This is a genomic window from Bacteroides stercorirosoris, assembly GCF_900142015.1.
Taxonomy (GTDB): domain Bacteria; phylum Bacteroidota; class Bacteroidia; order Bacteroidales; family Bacteroidaceae; genus Bacteroides; species Bacteroides stercorirosoris.
Map to the genome: position 1 here is coordinate 47,375 of NZ_FQZN01000015.1, position 17,008 is coordinate 64,382.

General features: G+C 47.6%; 9 protein-coding genes. 3 read left to right on the forward strand and 6 right to left on the reverse strand.

What is annotated here, in order from left to right; genetic code table 11:
* The first annotated feature begins 24 nt into the window (after nucleotides 1–24).
* On the forward strand, nucleotides 25–1,593 hold the full coding sequence (locus BUC01_RS12440; protein WP_025830580.1) for a glycoside hydrolase family 43 protein: 1,569 nt from the start codon (nucleotides 25–27) through the stop codon (nucleotides 1,591–1,593).
* A gap of 142 nt (nucleotides 1,594–1,735) precedes the next feature.
* Here the strand turns inward: BUC01_RS12440 and BUC01_RS12445 are convergent, their stop codons facing one another.
* Nucleotides 1,736–1,945, reverse strand: coding sequence for a hypothetical protein (locus BUC01_RS12445; RefSeq protein ID WP_148304400.1), 210 nt, complete (start codon nucleotides 1,943–1,945; stop codon nucleotides 1,736–1,738).
* Between the two features lie 936 nt (nucleotides 1,946–2,881).
* Here BUC01_RS12445 and BUC01_RS12450 point away from each other — a divergent pair.
* Together BUC01_RS12450 and BUC01_RS12455 are read left to right on the forward strand one after the other, a co-directional pair.
* Nucleotides 2,882–4,066, forward strand: coding sequence for a DUF418 domain-containing protein (locus tag BUC01_RS12450; RefSeq protein ID WP_073313843.1), 1,185 nt, complete (start codon nucleotides 2,882–2,884; stop codon nucleotides 4,064–4,066).
* A 3-nt stretch (nucleotides 4,067–4,069) separates the two neighbouring features.
* On the forward strand, nucleotides 4,070–4,546 hold the full coding sequence (locus BUC01_RS12455; protein WP_025830583.1) for a nucleotidyltransferase family protein: 477 nt from the start codon (nucleotides 4,070–4,072) through the stop codon (nucleotides 4,544–4,546).
* A 94-nt stretch (nucleotides 4,547–4,640) separates the two neighbouring features.
* Here the strand turns inward: BUC01_RS12455 and BUC01_RS12460 are convergent, their stop codons facing one another.
* The 5 genes from BUC01_RS12460 to BUC01_RS12480 form a co-directional block, all read right to left on the reverse strand.
* Nucleotides 4,641–7,295 (reverse strand): hypothetical protein, encoded by a 2,655-nt coding sequence (locus BUC01_RS12460; RefSeq protein WP_073313845.1) that lies wholly within the window; start codon nucleotides 7,293–7,295, stop codon nucleotides 4,641–4,643.
* Between the two features lie 16 nt (nucleotides 7,296–7,311).
* Entirely contained in the window at nucleotides 7,312–9,351 is a 2,040-nt protein-coding gene (locus BUC01_RS12465) for a hypothetical protein (protein ID WP_073313846.1), read from the reverse strand.
* Between the two features lie 50 nt (nucleotides 9,352–9,401).
* Nucleotides 9,402–11,084: a RagB/SusD family nutrient uptake outer membrane protein gene (locus BUC01_RS12470; RefSeq protein ID WP_073313848.1), complete on the reverse strand. Its 1,683-nt coding sequence runs from the start codon at nucleotides 11,082–11,084 to the stop codon at nucleotides 9,402–9,404.
* Nucleotides 11,085–11,105: 21 nt separating this feature from the next.
* Nucleotides 11,106–14,270 carry a SusC/RagA family TonB-linked outer membrane protein gene (locus BUC01_RS12475; RefSeq protein ID WP_073313850.1) on the reverse strand — a complete coding sequence of 1,055 codons (3,165 nt, stop codon included), beginning with the start codon at nucleotides 14,268–14,270 and terminating at the stop codon, nucleotides 11,106–11,108.
* Between the two features lie 218 nt (nucleotides 14,271–14,488).
* Nucleotides 14,489–16,993, reverse strand: coding sequence for a GDSL-type esterase/lipase family protein (locus BUC01_RS12480; RefSeq protein WP_073313852.1), 2,505 nt, complete (start codon nucleotides 16,991–16,993; stop codon nucleotides 14,489–14,491).
* Nucleotides 16,994–17,008: the final 15 nt, after the last annotated feature.

Sequence of the window (17,008 nt, forward strand, 5' to 3'; positions counted from 1 at the left end):
CTGACTTATAAAAACACTTTTAACATGAAGAAATTCCTTTTATTCTTATGTGTGACGATGGGCATGAGCTGTTTCTCACACGCTCAACAAGGTTATCAGAATCCCGTCATTCCCGGTTTCCATCCCGATCCCAGCGTTTGCCGGGTAGGTGAAGACTACTATCTGGTGAACAGCAGTTTCTGTTATTTTCCGGGTGTTCCGCTGTTTCATAGTAAAGACTTGATTCATTGGGAACAGATAGGCAACTGCCTGAGCCGCCCGTCGCAGGTGAAACTGACCAATGCAGGAACGTGGGGCGGCATCTACGCCCCTACCATCCGCCACCACGAAGGTGTATTCTATATGATAACCACCAACGTCTCGGACAAAGGAAACTTCCTGGTGCACGCCACCGACCCTCGCGGAGAATGGTCCGACCCCGTATGGATAAAACAAGGGGGCATCGACCCATCCCTCTATTTTGAAGACGGGAAATGTTACCTGGTGAGCAATCCGGACGTAGGCATCTATCTATGTGAAATCAACCCCATGACCGGAGAACAGCTTACAGCATCCAGACGCATCTGGAACGGCACGGGAGGACGCCACCCGGAAGGACCGCATATTTATAAGAAAGACGGCTGGTATTACCTGCTGATTTCCGAAGGCGGAACGGAATACGGGCATAAAGTGACCATCGCCCGCAGCCGCGACATCGACGGTCCGTATGAAAGCAATCCGGCCAATCCTATCCTGACGCACATAAACAAGAACGCGCAGAACAGTCCGATACAAGGCACGGGACATGCTGACTTCGTAGAGGCTGCCGACGGTTCGTGGTGGGTGGTATGCCTCGCATTCCGTCCGCAGACAGGAAGTCACCATTTGCTGGGACGTGAAACGTTCCTTGCCCCCGTTCGTTGGGATAAGGATGCCTGGCCTGTGGTGAATGGAGACGGAACGATGGCGATTCAGATGGATGTGCCCACTCTGCCGCAATATCCTGTTTCTCCCAAACCTGTACGAACGACATTCGCAAACGGAAAGTTGGGGCCGGAATGGATCTATCTGCGCAATCCGAAAACAGAGAATTACAGTTGCAGTCCGCAAGGTATGCTCCGGCTGAAGATGACTCCGGTCAGTCTGAACAGTATGGACAGTCCGACGTTTGTAGGCCGCAGACAGCAGCATATTGATTTCACGGCAAGTACTTCGGTAGAATTACAGAAAACCCGTCCGCAGGATGAAGCGGGGTTGACGGTATTCATGGAGAATCATTCGCATTACGATTTGTCTGTCAGGCAGGATGCCGACAAGAAGCAATCGGTAATCCTGCGTTACCGGTTAGGGGAACTGACTCATGTAGAAAAAGAAATCAGCATCCCCGAAGGTAAAGTGCAACTTCGGGTGAAAGGTAACAACGATACTTATTCATTTGAGTACGCCACGGACGGAACGAATTTCCGGGAACTGGGCAAGATGAATGCCCGATATATCAGTACGGAAACAGCAGGCGGATTTACAGGGATCATCTTAGGAATGTATGCCGTGTCCGGTTCTGCTTCATCAAAGGGGTATGCGGAGTTCGGGTATTTTGAGTATCAAGGAGAATAAGAGCAGAAGAGTCCATAGGAAAATGTGACAGAAACCCTGCTTTGTCCATCGAAGAATGTGATGAAGCAGGGCTTTTGTCCATAGGAAAACGTGATTCCCCTTACATAAGCTTCTTTCTATAAGTACAAATGCATCCGGTTAGCTAAAACCGTTTCTTCTTGTTCAGTCCAAACTTTAATCGCATTTTCAGTGCAAATTGGTGATCGCATTTCCCTCTGGCACCTCCTTTCCACATCCAACGGGCAGAGTATTCTGCACCGAATCCTAATTGGGAAATGATACAATAAATCAGACTCCACCGACCTTGCGGCACATCAAGGTTCAGAAGCCGTTCCGGCTGGTTCTGAGCCATACCGTTTTCTAAGGAAAGTAGGGAACAAAAAATAATACCCGCAAGAAAACGGATTTCGCACTTAAGCAAGTTGTGTATCATTCTGTATTTCATGGTAATTCACTTTAAATGAATAAAATCATTAGCAATGATATGAAAGATTACTTTACCATTATACATTATCTATTTTTTCTTCCAGTCTTTCAGTTTCCACCCAACGCCCTATTCATGGGACTTTCGGCTGAAGCTTCTTCCTGAAACTACCTTTTTTCAGGGTTCAGCGGGGGAACTTTCAGCCGGAAGTCCCATGAATAGGGCGTTTGCAAACAAGCTGAAAAACTGAAACTAAGGAAACAACCATTTATGGTTTAAGGAAATTAGATGGTGAACGCTCACCACTCAAATAATAAAATTCCGGGAGCCTCCCCCTTCACTATCCAAAATAACATTACTTATTCCGGATGATAACATTGCTTGTTATCATCCAGAACATTACTTGTTACGAGGCATAACTATATATGTTATCAAGTGAAAACTGTAGAATCGAGGAAAGACTAAAAGTAACGGATAACATATCTGCCGGGAAGGATATATATACCGTGCATGCAGGACATATATACCGTACACGCAGGACATTAAGCTCCTACACGCAGGAAGTTAATATCCAACATGCAGGATATATATATCGTTCGTGCAGGAAGTAGGTAAAACTGAAAGCAAGCAATCGTTTGCAACTATTGCGAATTTCACATAGCATTGTTTACTAACGGCATACAAGTTTTTATTTGCTTGATTTGCTCTTCCTGCATATAAATGATACATTTGCATCATTTATAAAACAACAAACATAGCTACCGGTTCTCCTGAGCATCATACTGCTGCTTAGCCTGCTGTCCTACTATCGTTTTGAAAAGCCGATGAACAAACTGATAAAAAGAATACTAAACAATAAATCGAATGGAACAACCTTTATCGAAAACGCCTCGCATTGAGGTAGTAGATGCCTTGAGAGGCTTTGCCGTAATGGCTATCATCCTGGTGCACAACCTGGAGCACTTCATCTTTCCCGTCTATCCCACTGATTCTCCCGCTTGGCTGAATGTTCTGGACCAAGGCGTGCTGAATACTGTCTTCTCCCTGTTTGCCGGAAAGGCCTATGCCATTTTCGCCTTGCTTTTCGGATTTACCTTCTACATTCAATGCAACAATCAGAAGAAACAAGGAAAGGACTTCGGTTACCGCTTTCTGTGGCGCCTCGTACTGCTTGCAGGTTTCGCCACGCTGAATGCCGCTTTCTTTCCTGCCGGTGACGTACTGTTGCTGTTTGTAGTGGTAGGGGTAGTTCTGTTTCTATTCCGTAACTTGAGCGACAAGATGATATTGGTGTTAGCCATTCTCTTTCTGCTGCAACCGATAGAATGGTATCATTATATAATGAGCCTGATCAATCCGGCACACCAGCTACCCGATTTAGGAGTGGGAGCCATGTATGCGGAAGTGGCAGAGTACACCAAAACAGGAACTTTAGGCCAATTCTTCTGGGGAAATGTTACATTAGGCCAGAAAGCCAGCTTCTTGTGGGCGGTAGGAGCCGGTCGTTTTTTGCAGACAGCGGGGCTTTTCCTGTTAGGGTTCTACATAGGCAGAAAGCAACTGTTTGTCACCAATGAGAAGAATATCCGTTTTTGGATAACGGCGCTTATCATCGGAGCCGTAGCTTTCGCTCCGCTATATCAGTTGAAGGAATTAATCATGAAGAGCGACGCTTTGGTTCAGCAAACGGTGGGAACGGCATTTGATATGTGGCAAAAACTGGCGTTTACCTTTGTGCTGATAGCTTCGTTCATCCTGTTATATCAGAAGAAAGGTTTCAGCAAAGGCGTTTCCAGTCTCCGGTATTATGGAAAGATGAGTTTGACCAACTATATCACGCAGTCCATTTTGGGAGCCATTGTCTACTTCCCGTTCGGGCTTTATCTGGCACCTTACTGCGGCTATACGCTGAGTCTGCTGATTGGCTTGGTCCTGTTCCTGCTGCAAGTGAAATTCAGCAAATGGTGGCTGAGCAAGCACAAGCAAGGACCGCTGGAACACATCTGGCATAAGTGGACTTGGATAGGCTCGTCACGCGCCAATAAATAAGCTATGGAAATAAAAGAAAGAATTACCCAAACGCTCGCTTTTATAGCCGACGAACTAAAAGAAGTTGCACCTTATTCCTGTATAATCGGAGCCTCAGCCATGATATTGCATGGCTACGAGATTGGCAATACTGCGGACATTGATATACTCACAACTTCAGAAGGTTCTGATAAATTGCAACTCTCCCTTAAGGAATATATGGAAACTGCACCGCTTACAAAAGAAAATGAGTTGTTTCGTTCTAACTTTGCACGCTTTCAGCTTCCGCTGATGGATGTAGAGGTTATGGGAGAATTGCAGGTATGTAAAGATAAGGAATGGCGACCGGTCTTTATTGAAGAGTACACAACCCTTCACATAGAAAATGTCGCTATAAGAATACCTACATTGAAAGAACAAATAAGGGTATTATCCCTTTTCGGCAGAGAAAAAGATTATCGGAGAATTAATCAACTCAGAAACTTGGGAGGGAAATACTAAAAATAAAAATGAGGAAGACGCTTCGTCTTCCTCATTTTTATTTTTAACACATACGCGTCCTTAATTTCGCGAATGCATCATATTCCACTCCCGACTACCACTGCGGAACAGCAAAAAGATTGTGGAACGTAAACTTCACTTCCATAGAACTGCTGAAACCGAGTTCCTTAATTACATCTCCGTCAGGCGTACCGAAAGCGCAGCCGCCCGTCTTCGTCGCTCCGTAACAATTCCAAAGCTCCAGACGATACTTGGGACTTTCATTGGCATCAAGCACTTTCGTCGCATCGAATGTTACTTCTGTACCGTCGAGGTAGAGATTATCCAACGTGGCATGCGCACCGGGGAAGAAGCCGTAAAGGTCCGCCACTTCAATGAAGGTCATGATGGAGCCTGCGGCATAATCGGTAGCTTCGTACTTGATATCGAATTGGGGAGCATCAAGGATGTATTGGAAGTTTTCATACTTCACCTCGAACGTAGCCCCTTGATTGAAACCCCAATCGCTTGTCCATGAAGGATTGACGGTAACCAGATTAGGTGTATACACGCCTGCGCCGTTACTGCTGATAGAAACAATAGTAAAGGTCACCTCGAACGTCGACTCGAATGCCAAAGCCGTCTCTTCGGTGGTTTCGCCACCACCTTCTTGGAACGGCGTATCTTTCAGGCCATTCCAGCCGTCGTTGTGACCGCACCCCCAAATGTTTGCCAGCTCTACACGGTAGTTGCCGCCACCTTCGATATTGCCGTAGAAGAACTTGCCGGCATCGAACTTCACTTCCTTGCCGTCGGCCTTGATGGCGTCTATGCGCACCAGAGCATTGGGATAAGCAGTAGCGTATCCTTCAATATCAAGCACATAAACCTGGCCAAAAGTACGGGGTGCTTCGGCATTGAACGTTATCGTATAGGTACCCACTCCGGCATCACCGGCAGGAATTGTGGTCACAGCCGAGTTCCATCCATCGGGAGCATCGCCGCCGCCATAGCAAGTCAGTTTGGCAGTGAACCCATACTTATTCAGTTGCGGGATGTAGTTGACGCTGAGCTGTGCCGCACCCTGTGTGGGGTCGGTGCGCACCACGGCAAGCTGCATGGCCGATTCCGTCAGAGAGAGTATCTTGATGTTCGTCTTCTTGTCGTTCACAAAATCGGGAACAAAATTAGCCGGAGCTAAAATGTCCACATCGAGCGTGAGGGTTTTGTCCTCCTCGTTGATGGTGAACGTGCCTTCACTTTCAACGAATGTGCCTTCGGCAGTGACTTGCGAAACAACCACCTTATTCGTTCCGTCTTCTTCCTTCGAGAAGGTCATGGTTCCGCGGCAATTGTCGGCACTTCCGCCTACAGCCCAGCTGTTTCCGGCAAAGTCGGCAGCCCAGCACCAGGAATCACCAAGCACCGGTTCACCGTTGGAAACAGTCCGCCAGCTATCATCCATGCCATAAAAATAAGTAGGACCGGGGAAGATAAGATAGGAGCCATCACTCTTCAAGTCGATTTCCCAAGTCTGATAGAGCAAATCTTTAACGAACGGGACATTCTTGGCAGCAGAAACCGGACGGATGGCAAGAGCTTGATAAACAGGAGTGGTAGTACGCGTGTCGGCTGCACTGTTGAAGTGATAACTCATAGCAAACTGACCGTCAGAAGCATTGATGGAGCCGGAAAGATAATAACCTTCCATCCCGGCACCGGTAACAGTGCCTTGCGTACGTGAACCTGCGGCAGGCATAAAAATAGAATTTCCATTGGGGCCGGTGAACTTATATCCGGCCACACCTTCCACCTCAACCCATTCTTTGGTGCAGAGTGCAAAGAGTTCTTCAAACTCGGCAATGGTAGGCATTGTAACTTTTCCACCAAATGCTTTGTTGGCTATGTCATTAACAGTTTTGTAGATATCGGCAGAAGCATAGTGTGCAGGGTCGATACTGGTATTAAAGCCCGTCATATCACCGAAACCGAACAGGCCGCCGATTTCCGTTTCCGAGGTAGCGCCTACATTGTATTTCGCCCATTTGGTAGAAAGGCCAAGGTCTACAAGATCATTGTCGAGGTCGAACACGTGAGCCGTAGTAGTGAATGACTTCTCTTCACCATACACTACGCCTGCACCGAGGTCCAGGTAAGCTACATAATAATAGGTGGTGTTGGGTAGCAAGCCTTCCACATTCACCGTATAGCTTCCTTTGGCATCGGTGGCGATGCGCACGCCGGCACGTACATTCTCGGTACCTGCTATACCCGACACCATGATGCCGCTTTCGGCATCTGTGGGAAAGTCGGCAAGTGAACCGGCCAAAGTTGCCTTGTTGGCACCTACTTGGGTTGCATCGCCTGTTGTGGCACGGGCATTGGTCAGCACAAGGCTTTTCACTACGCCCTTATAGGTAACTTTGCCTTGCAGGGTGACGTATGCCTGATAGTAAATGGTCTGGTTCACGCTGCCGGTGACGGTGGCTGCAAATTCGTCACCACCTGTAGCAACTATCCTTTCGGTAAGGTCATCGACAGCAGCACCGTAGTTGAAACCAGTGACGTATGCGCTGGCAGATTGGTTTTCGAGTCCCGATACGGTACCGTGCAGTGTGGCAGATGTGGCAGTCACATCTGCCGAACCCGTCACTACGGACGAGTCGGTGAGAAGAGGGGTAGCGTTAATCGCATAGTCATCATCACTGCATCCCGTCACCAAAACACCTATGACGAGAGCCATTATTCCAAATAATATTTTGCTTTTCATATTTCTATACTATTATTTATTGAATGGTGCAAGATACAATCTCAAATCCAACGACGCTCCAATCGGGATTTCCGTCTTCTGCCATGACATCAGCGGTGCCGTAATCGGTGTACTGTATGGAGAGGTCGAGACAGGTAGGAAGGAACGTTACAGTAGCTCCGGTAGTATTAGTCAGAGTAACGGTCGTTTCGCCGGCAGTATTCACAGTTACCGCATCATCAAGGTCGAAGCATCCGGGTTCCCAGGTTTGCTTGATATTGTTATCAATCAATGCACATTTGGGAGCAGCTGTCCAAGTGATTCCGCCATTTATTTTAAAGGTCACGCTGATAGTCTGGTTCTTCTTCAATTTCACAGAGGCTACGTCCTTAAAGATACCGGTACCCGTATCACCGTAGTGATGGAAACCGATACGGATACATCCATTCTCCAACCAAGTGTGTTCGGCAATTGTAGAGTTGTCAATACCTACGACCGTGGGGCCTTCCGGGCCACCCGTACTAATCTTCTTATAAAGCAGATTGGCAACAAGATAAGAATTCACCACGCCATTCTCGTCTCTCGATTCGGGAATACCGACAGCCAATGTTTCACCAGCCTCAACACTGAGCACCGTAAACTCACTGCCTGTAACAGCAACCGTGCGCTGATCGCTTGAAGCAGTAAGGATAGTGATTTCCTTGTCGAAAGTCATCACACCTTCTGCAATGGTCACCTTGCCGCTGACTTCACCGCATTCATAATTGTACGAACCATCGGAGGCTTTACTCAGGATAAGCTCAAAGTCTTCCGTCTCATCACCGGCAGCAGGTGCCCATGAGTCATTGTAGACACCTCCTGTCACGCTTTCCCACTTCTGTGAGCTGGGGGAGCCGTTCCACCACAACCAGTCGTAAGGTATTTCAGTATCAAGATTGAATGTCATCTGATTGCCTACATAAGTCACACCGTTGATTTCGGTAGTGAAGAGGTCGGTAGTTAGGTTATCGAATGTAGGAAGCACAGGGGCAGCCTTCTCTATCAGTCCACTATCTTCTTTAGGAATACATTCGCCTTTGGTTGCAATCACCTCTTCGGACACGAAGTTCCATACAATGTACCAGTTACCTTCGGAATTGGTACGCTTGGTTGCCACTTGCAGTATATACGGAGTAAGTTCTATAATCTGAATATCCTGCGTGTAGTTGGAACATACTTCATCGAAAGCCACGTTATGCATGGAATAGCAATCGGTGAAGGTGATGGTAGGCTTGGTCTTTTCAGTGAGATTCATGTTGAACTTTCCTTTCATATTGGTACCAGTGCTTGAGCCTTTTACTCCAGCCTCACCGCGATACATAGTAGCCACACAACCATTGGCGGCATCCATGCTGAAGGTCATATACGAATCCATATAGGCATCGGTTTCGGGAATGAGCCAGCTTTGGAAGCCCGGATCCCAGTTGGGTTTCCAATTTCCGGTGCCGAAGACGATATCTTTATAGACTCCGTTATCCACATCATCCTGGGTATATCCGGCGCCGTCACCGTCAGGATCGTATGGAGACAGATACATCACAGGCCCTGAACACTGTCCGATACCATAATTACCATCGCAAGGATACCATTTTTTACTAACCCCCTCAGCCAATGTCTCAGCATCAGGAATAGCATCGCCCGACTTGAAATCCTCATACGCCAGCAAGAACCACTTCTCATCGCTCAACAGCGAGAAGTCGTTTTGTGCCAGATTAAAAGCATAAGGTTCGCCATATACGACACCACCGGGTGTCTCTACACCGAAAGTCACCTCATACTCACCTGCAAAAGGCAAGCTGACGGCAAGTTCGCTCTCTTGAGAGCGTCCCTGCGGAGTAACCCACAACGGAGTGCAACCGGTAATATTCGACTTGAGGCGTACTTCATTTCCCTTAATAGTCACAGTGTAGGCAATGCCTTCCGCCAAGTCATCGGATACATAGGTTTTCTTGCCCATATCATATTCATCGGGTGAACAGGCCGACAACATCAACACCAAGCCTGCAATGAGCGTATATATATAATAATTCAATTTCATATCTTATTATTTTTAATGTTTTTCCTTGATAAACCTAAGCCTTCGTGGATTTACCAACCGGCATTCTGAGTAAGCACATTACCCGAAAGGGTGATTTGTGTATTCGGAATCTGCATCAGCCCTTTCTTCGAGGTGAAATTGCTTTCGGAGAATGAAGTGGTTTCTTCATTTCCACCGTTCATCACCTTGGCGCCATTTTGTGCGGCAGCGATGACACGTGCAGCGTATGCACCCTCTTTCTCATAACGCATCAAGTCCCAATAGTGCACGCCCTCGAAAGCCAATTCTATGGCGCGTTCCTTACGGATGTTTTCAATGCTGTAAGCCAGTGTCTCACCGGGATATACACGCTGGTGAACCTGATTTAATCCATCGGCATTACCATTGAGTTCGGAATGCATCAGCAGTACATCGGCATAACGCATGATGGTGTAATCCTGATAGTAAGTAATGTTCTGGTGCTGCTCACCCAACTTGAATCCGACTTCCTGACGCGTACCATCGGCAAAGCACATCGGCGCATACTTGCGGGTATAATAACCCGTGTATTCATACGAATCGGTGATATCGGCATTGAAACCGGCTTCGCTGCAACTCCATACGCAAGCATTGAAGCGGGGATCATTCTTATATTGCTCCACGAAAGCGGGAGTCACCGGGCAAGCCCCCCAGCCACTGGCAATACATACACTTGTGGCACTCCTGTTGCGAGGTCCCAGATAAACAGAGAAAGCATTACCATCACCATTGCCATTGTAGTCATGAGTAGTATTCATCTTCAGATTGAGCACAATTTCTGCCGAGAGTTTACCTTGTCCGGCTTGCCAGGCGGAACCATCGTACCACTTGCCGGCGTAGGTTGTATTCCAGGCGTATGTATCGCCACTTGAAGCGTCGGTAGTGCAAGAAGGCATCCAGAAGTCGGCATAATTTTTTTCCAGTTCATATCCTCCATGCTGCACCACATCGTTGATGGCAGCCACCGCCTCAGCCTTGGTGCATGAGGGATGTTCGGCACCGTAGTAACCGGTATAATAAAGATAGGCACGAGCCATCAACGCCTCTGCGGCATATTTGGTGATGCGGCCATCATTGGTATTCCGATTATCCAAAAGATATGCATCAGCAGGAATATGCTCAATAGCATACTTGAAGTCTTCAAAGATGACTTTATAGACATCGCTTGCCGGAGAACGGGGAACGTTCTCTTCGGAGGGAACAGTAAGCAAAGGAACATCTCCAAACATACGGACAAGGTCGAAGTACAAGATGCCGCGAAGAGCATGCGCTTCACCCATCACGCGTCCTTGCGCTTTGGTGTCGCCTGCCCAGTCGATGTTTTCCTCCTGAACGATGAGCTGGTTGCAACGGAATATGGCTTTATAATAGTTCTGCCAGTCCACATTGAAGATATCGTTGTATGAAGGGGCGATGCCCAGATTGAACTGGTCAACCACATTATTGTTCTTAGCATCGGAAAGACCGAGACCGGCAAAAGCCTGTTCGGAAGCGAATTCCGCCAAAAGATACATACCTACCCCTGCATCGGAAATAGTACGTTGCCATCCATCGTAACAGCCCACTAAAGCCATTTCGGCAGACTCCAGGTTGCTGTAAGCCGTTTCAGTATTCAAGTCCTTTTTTGATGAAGTGTCAAAGAAGTCTTCACACGAGGTGAAAGCTAAAGCTGACACAACGAGCGCACTCGTCAATAATATATGTTTTGTATTCATACTACTTTTCTTTTTCATGATTTAAAACGCAAGATTAATGCCCACGATGAAGGTACGGGGGTGCGGATAGTAACCCATATCTACGCCCGACACCCATGTATCGTTATTGTTGCCGTCCGTACCGTTAAATGAACCGATTTCGGGGTCCATGCCATCGTACTTGGTCAGTGTGAAGAGGTTTTGAGCCTGCACATAGAGGCGCAGTTTCGACAAACCCTTCCAGGAGATAAGACGCTTGAAGTCGTAGCCCAACGTGATGTTCTGCAAACGGATGTAATCACCGTCCTGCAAATAGAGGTCGGAGAACTGCCAGTTGCCCACATCACCGTAGGTCACGCGGGGAATCCGGTTGCTGGTACCTTCGCCCGTCCAGCGGTTCAGTATCTGGCGGCTATAGTTGGACTGTGAGGAGTTAGGGTCGCGATAGGACTGGGCAATCTGGAAACCGGCGGCACCGGTGGCGTTCAGGCTAAGGTCGAAACCTTTATAACCCAAGTTAAGATTGAGGCCGAATGTGTATTTGGGAAGTCCGTTGCCTAAGTCCACCTTATCGTTGGCGTCAATGGCTCCATCGTGATTCACATCTACATACTTCACGTCGCCTGGTTGCACATTACTTTGATATACACCGTTTCCGGCAGCAATCCAGTCGTTAATCTCCTGCTTGTTCTGGAAGACACCGGCTGTCTTGAACCCCCAGAAGTAACCGATGGCATGGCCGTTCTCGGCACGGTAGAACTCTTCCGCATTACTGTAGATTTGATTGGTAGCACCATGAATGATACCGTCTTCGGTAGGGATGCTTCCCACTTCGTTGTGGTTGTATGCCATGTTGGCACCTACGCTATAAGTGAAGTTCTTTCCGATCTGGTCGTTCCAGGAAAGCCCCAGTTCGATACCTTTGTTTTTCACGTCACCACCGTTGATGATAGGCCCATCGGTACCTGCCGTAGCCAATACGGGAGCCTGCACCAGCCAGTCCTTAGTGTTCTTGATGTACCCGTCGGCAGTGAATGCGAGGCGGCCATTCAGGAAACGGGTATCAATACCCACGTTATATTGTTCGGAGGTCTCCCACTTCACTTTCTCGTTGGCCAGACGGCTGGTATAAGAACCCGTAACCCAGGCATCCTGGCCTCCACCGGAACCGAAGTTATAATTGGTGTTCGTGGTAGACACGGGAGCAAGGTATTGGTAGCAGTTGATATTAGCATTACCCACCTGTCCCCAACTGACACGTATTTTTAAGAAATCAAGCCAGGACTTCGCCGACTCCATGAATTTCTCTTCGGAGATGGTCCAACCGGCAGATACTGAAGGAAAATATCCCCAGCGGTTACCTTTGGCAAACTTCGACGAGCCATCGGCACGCATGGTGGCGTTCACCATATAACGTTCTTTCCATGTCCAACCCAAACGGGCGAAGAATGACATACCACGGGTAGAATCATAAGGAGAGCCTTTCACTGTCTTGTTCTCCGTACCGTTCGTATTCACCAGATAAGCATGGTCCCAATCATCGAATCCGGGAATAAGGCCGGTGTTGGAGCCTTCGGTATTGCTGCCATCATAGGTGGACAGTTCGCTACCTATCAAGGCATTTATATGATGCTCGGCGGCAAGGTCGAAATCGTAGGAAAGAGTATTGGTCCACACCATCGACAGGCCGTTGCCATGACTCTGGCTCACTTTGCTCACGGTGTTTGCCGTCTGCGGAGTGAACTGGTACTTCGGTGTATAAGAGCGATACTCGGAAGCACCGTAACTGATGCCGTACACCGTCTTGAACCTCAAGTTCTTGATAGGTTCAATCTGCACGTACACGTTGGCATCGAGCGAACCGTTCTTGCTGTTGTTGTAGCGGTTCATCATCATGTTACCGTAAGGGTTGCCGTCGTTTACGTTCCAATCGGAGTTCACCGTAGAATTGTAGTTGCCGTCGGCATCATAAACGGGAATGATGGGAGATGCGGAGAATGCACTGCGGAGGTTGTTGTTCCAGATGTTCCCGGTATTCATGCCACGCGAATCTTTATAGACAAAACTCACGTGCTCGCCTATGGTCACCAGTCCGTTCCACATCTTGTGTTCGGAGTTCACGCGGAAGTTATACCTTTTATAATAAGAAACGTCCGAACCGCCTATCAAGCCATCCTGACCGGTGTAACCACCCGAAATGGCATAAGTAGAAGTTTTGGAGCCGCCTGTGAACGAGAGGTTGTGACTGGTGGTCAACCCGCCGTCTTCAATGGCCTGGTCAATCCAGTCGGTATCATATATATTACCATTGGCATCACGTATAGAGCTAAGCGAAGCCCAATCTACCGGCGACATACCTGAGTTGAGACGGGCTTCATCCATAATGTTCATATACTCCGACGCATTGAGCATGCTGTACTTGCGTCCTATCGTCTGCCAACCGGCATAACCGTCGTAGCTGATTCTGCAAGTACCTTCCTTACCACTTTTAGTAGTAACCAACACTACACCATTGGCAGCCTGTGCACCATAGATAGCAGCCGAAGCGGCATCTTTCAATACATCAATACTTTCAATATCAGCGGGATTCAAAGTAGAGATGTCGCCCCCCACACCATCGATAAGATAGAGAGGCTGCGAATTACCCACCGTACCCAGACCACGGATGGTTACACTCATGCTGGCGCCCGGCTGTCCCGAAGTAGAGACGATGTTCACACCGGGTGTTTGTCCCTGCAAGGCAGAGAGAGGGTTGGTTGTATTCAGTTTGGCAATGTTTTCACCTTTCACCTGAACCGTAGCACCGGTCACCAGTTTCTTTTTCTGAACGCCGTAGCCCACTACGACTACTTCATCCAGCATTTCGGTATCTTCTCTCAATGCTACATTGATAACCGAAGCATCGCCTACCTTGAACTCCTGGGATTTGTAGCCGATATAAGAAAATACCAGCGTTTGTCCGGGCTGGGCAGTTACAGAATACTTACCGTCCATATCGGTAATACCACCGGTGGAAGTCTCTTTCACCTGAACGCTGACACCGATCAACGGCTCATTGTCCGTAGCAGATGTCACAACTCCCGAAATGGTTTTGCTTTGAGAAGGGTTAGCCTGAAGGCTACTGATTGCAGGTACCAGAAGTAGCAGTACCAACGCAACACGGCATAAATGCAGATTTATGCACTTTTCAAAGAATGTCTTTCTCATCGTACATTGTTTAATGGTTAATATCAAAGATTTTATTGCGTACTTTTTTAAGTTTGCAAAAGAAACCATGACAAATGTATGGAATGAAACCGAAAGACCTCCGGAGGAATGTTACGAAGAGGAGACAGATTGGTTAATCATCCTCCCCGAAATGTTATAAAAAAAGGTATAATTTGTTTTTATCCCCCTCACAGATATGCCATGAGGGGGATAATGACTTATTGATTTACTACAAAATTACGTATCTGACACCCGGTTTTATCCCCTTTTGCCACACGCAAGCGCAATGTATGACGACCGGAAGCCAGTTCTGTTTCCAGCATATACACCCACGGAATATATAGTTTCTGACTCCAATCCGTAAATGTATCCAGCTTCTTGAAAGGAGCACCGTCTACACTATATTCCAACACGCAGGCTTGCGGGCCGGCTGCACAGAAGATACCCACCGCACGGCCTTCGAAAGAGAAAGAAAGACTGGCTCCGGCACGGTCAGCCACCAACATGGGAACATGCACAAAGCCTTTACGGGTATTCCCTTTCACTGTAGGCGTCCAATCATCCACTACTTTCCAACCATTCAGTTGCTTGGCCAAACGAATATCGGCAAACATGCCCTTATCATAGGAATAAGCATCTATCGGTTGCTCCGGCACCTCATGCGGCTGAACCGTTTTCTGTGCCACATCCCCACTCCATTCAAGGTCGAAGAGACGATTGATAGCGGCAGCGTAATATTTATGCCCGTCCCAAGCAGGATGCGTACCACCGAACTGCTTCCAGTCGAACTCGCCGTCACGCATGCGGTGTGCCACTTCCTCCGCCAGATTGATGGAAGAAACATTGTAATGATTAGCCACACTTTCATGATTCATAATCACCTGAGGCTGTATTCCCTTGTCCAACAAAGGGATGAAAGGATCGTAAATAAAATGAAGCATGACAATGTCCATTTCGGGGCTGGAAGTACGTGCATGGCGGATAATACCTTCCATGCCACGTGTTTGCTGAATATAGTTGAAGTAATTGGTATTGTCATTCACTGCCGCCTCAACAAACAGCAAATCGGGTACACCTTTTTGCAGAACATCATTTTGGAACCGGAAAGAATGAGGTGTAGTTCCGGTGGAAGATATTCCGGCATCAATAAAAGTAAATTCCGTATCAGGGAAACGTTGTTTCAAATCTTCCTGTATCATATTCCGCCAACCACGCATTTCGGTAATGGAACCACCGAGAAAAGCAACGCAACCTTTTTTCTCTTTCGCAAACTTCAGATAAGAGTTAGCAAGGCTACCACGTTGATGGAGCACTTGCTTCTTCTGATAATCCGGCTGATTACGGACAATGAAGTCAACTACCGCTTCCGGATTTTCCAGACTATGGGGATGATGGTCACAACCGGGTTTCAGAATAATTTCTACAGGTCCGCCCAAAGTACGGTAGCGTTCAGCTACAATCTTCATATTCTCTTCATTGGGGACTGTGCGATCACTATCACCACAAACACTGATAACAGGAATACCTGCATCGGCTAAAGGTTCCAGATTATCAATCGGATTACCTTTGAAGTTATTCATCTGCCCATCAGTTAATCCCCACTCAGCAAGTAATCCGCTCCATAATTCCCTGTGCCTGCCGGGCCAGCTGAACACATCACACACCGGGGCATCCACATAAATACAAGCCACTTTATCCGGGTTCTTCGCCCCCCAGTTGAAAGCAAACATACCGCCACGGCTGAAACCTTCCAGCGTTACTTTAGGAGACAAACGATAGTATCTGCGCATAATGTCGTAAAAGTCCGTACCCAGACGTTGAGCACGAGGACTACCGTAAAGATGTGTCAAATCGTAATAAGCAACGTGGAAACCTTTTTCCAGCAAGGCTTTATCCACTGAGGGGAAAGCTCCAAAGAAAGCTGGACGCCATATCCAGGGACGGCCTTCAGCCACCTTACGGGGAACAACCACCGTAGCCTGGCGGGCATTGCAGATAAAATCGTAACGGTCGAATCCTTCCCATTGCGACTTCTTGCCGGGGAAGGGTTGGTCTGTTACAATGGCAGGTGCTTCGGTGCCGGTCAGCGTACGGTAAAGTTCACCTGCTATCAGGGCAGCACCTTGTTCATTGGGATGAATGCCATCGGTATAATAATCGGGATGCGGTTTCAGAACCGTATAAAGGTCGACCATCGGCAGGTGGCGTTTCTTTGCGACACTGCGTATCACGGGAATAATACCGTTTGTAATAACGCTGTCATTGATGCCAAAATTTGATTTAGCTGCGGGAACAGGCAGACAAAGATAGACTTTTGGGTTTGAAGGCAGTTCCTGAAGAATATCCAGCATCTCTGTCAAATCTTTCTTGAAATCTTTTCCATAACGCCAGTTCCAGGGTTTGCTGTCATTGGTTCCTAACTTTATGGTGACAATATCCGGTTCAAACTTCAGGAGATCGCGAAACTTCTGTTCGTGCATGTAAGGACGATCTCCTTTATTCAGCAGAACGCGGCCACTGACTCCGAAATTGCGGACATCGTACCCTTCGCCCAGAAGTTGGGAAAGCAAGCCCGGATAACTGTTCTGGAACTGATTTTTAATTCCTGAGCCATAAGTGATACTGTTTCCGACACAGGCAATCTTTACAGGTTTCTTTTCTTGTGCCACTGCCCACAGACTGAACAGGCACAAAAAAAGTAAAAGAGTGTTCTTTCTTCTCATGGTATTCTGATTTAA

Coding starts and splice junctions, on each gene's coding strand:
- BUC01_RS12440 (WP_025830580.1), top strand. CDS start 25: ATGAAGAAATTCCTTTTATTCTTATGTGTGACGATGGGCATGAGCTGT.
- BUC01_RS12445 (WP_148304400.1), bottom strand. CDS start 1,945: ATGGCTCAGAACCAGCCGGAACGGCTTCTGAACCTTGATGTGCCGCAA.
- BUC01_RS12450 (WP_073313843.1), top strand. CDS start 2,882: ATGGAACAACCTTTATCGAAAACGCCTCGCATTGAGGTAGTAGATGCC.
- BUC01_RS12455 (WP_025830583.1), top strand. CDS start 4,070: ATGGAAATAAAAGAAAGAATTACCCAAACGCTCGCTTTTATAGCCGAC.
- BUC01_RS12460 (WP_073313845.1), bottom strand. CDS start 7,295: ATGAAAAGCAAAATATTATTTGGAATAATGGCTCTCGTCATAGGTGTT.
- BUC01_RS12465 (WP_073313846.1), bottom strand. CDS start 9,351: ATGAAATTGAATTATTATATATATACGCTCATTGCAGGCTTGGTGTTG.
- BUC01_RS12470 (WP_073313848.1), bottom strand. CDS start 11,084: ATGAATACAAAACATATATTATTGACGAGTGCGCTCGTTGTGTCAGCT.
- BUC01_RS12475 (WP_073313850.1), bottom strand. CDS start 14,270: ATGAGAAAGACATTCTTTGAAAAGTGCATAAATCTGCATTTATGCCGT.
- BUC01_RS12480 (WP_073313852.1), bottom strand. CDS start 16,993: ATGAGAAGAAAGAACACTCTTTTACTTTTTTTGTGCCTGTTCAGTCTG.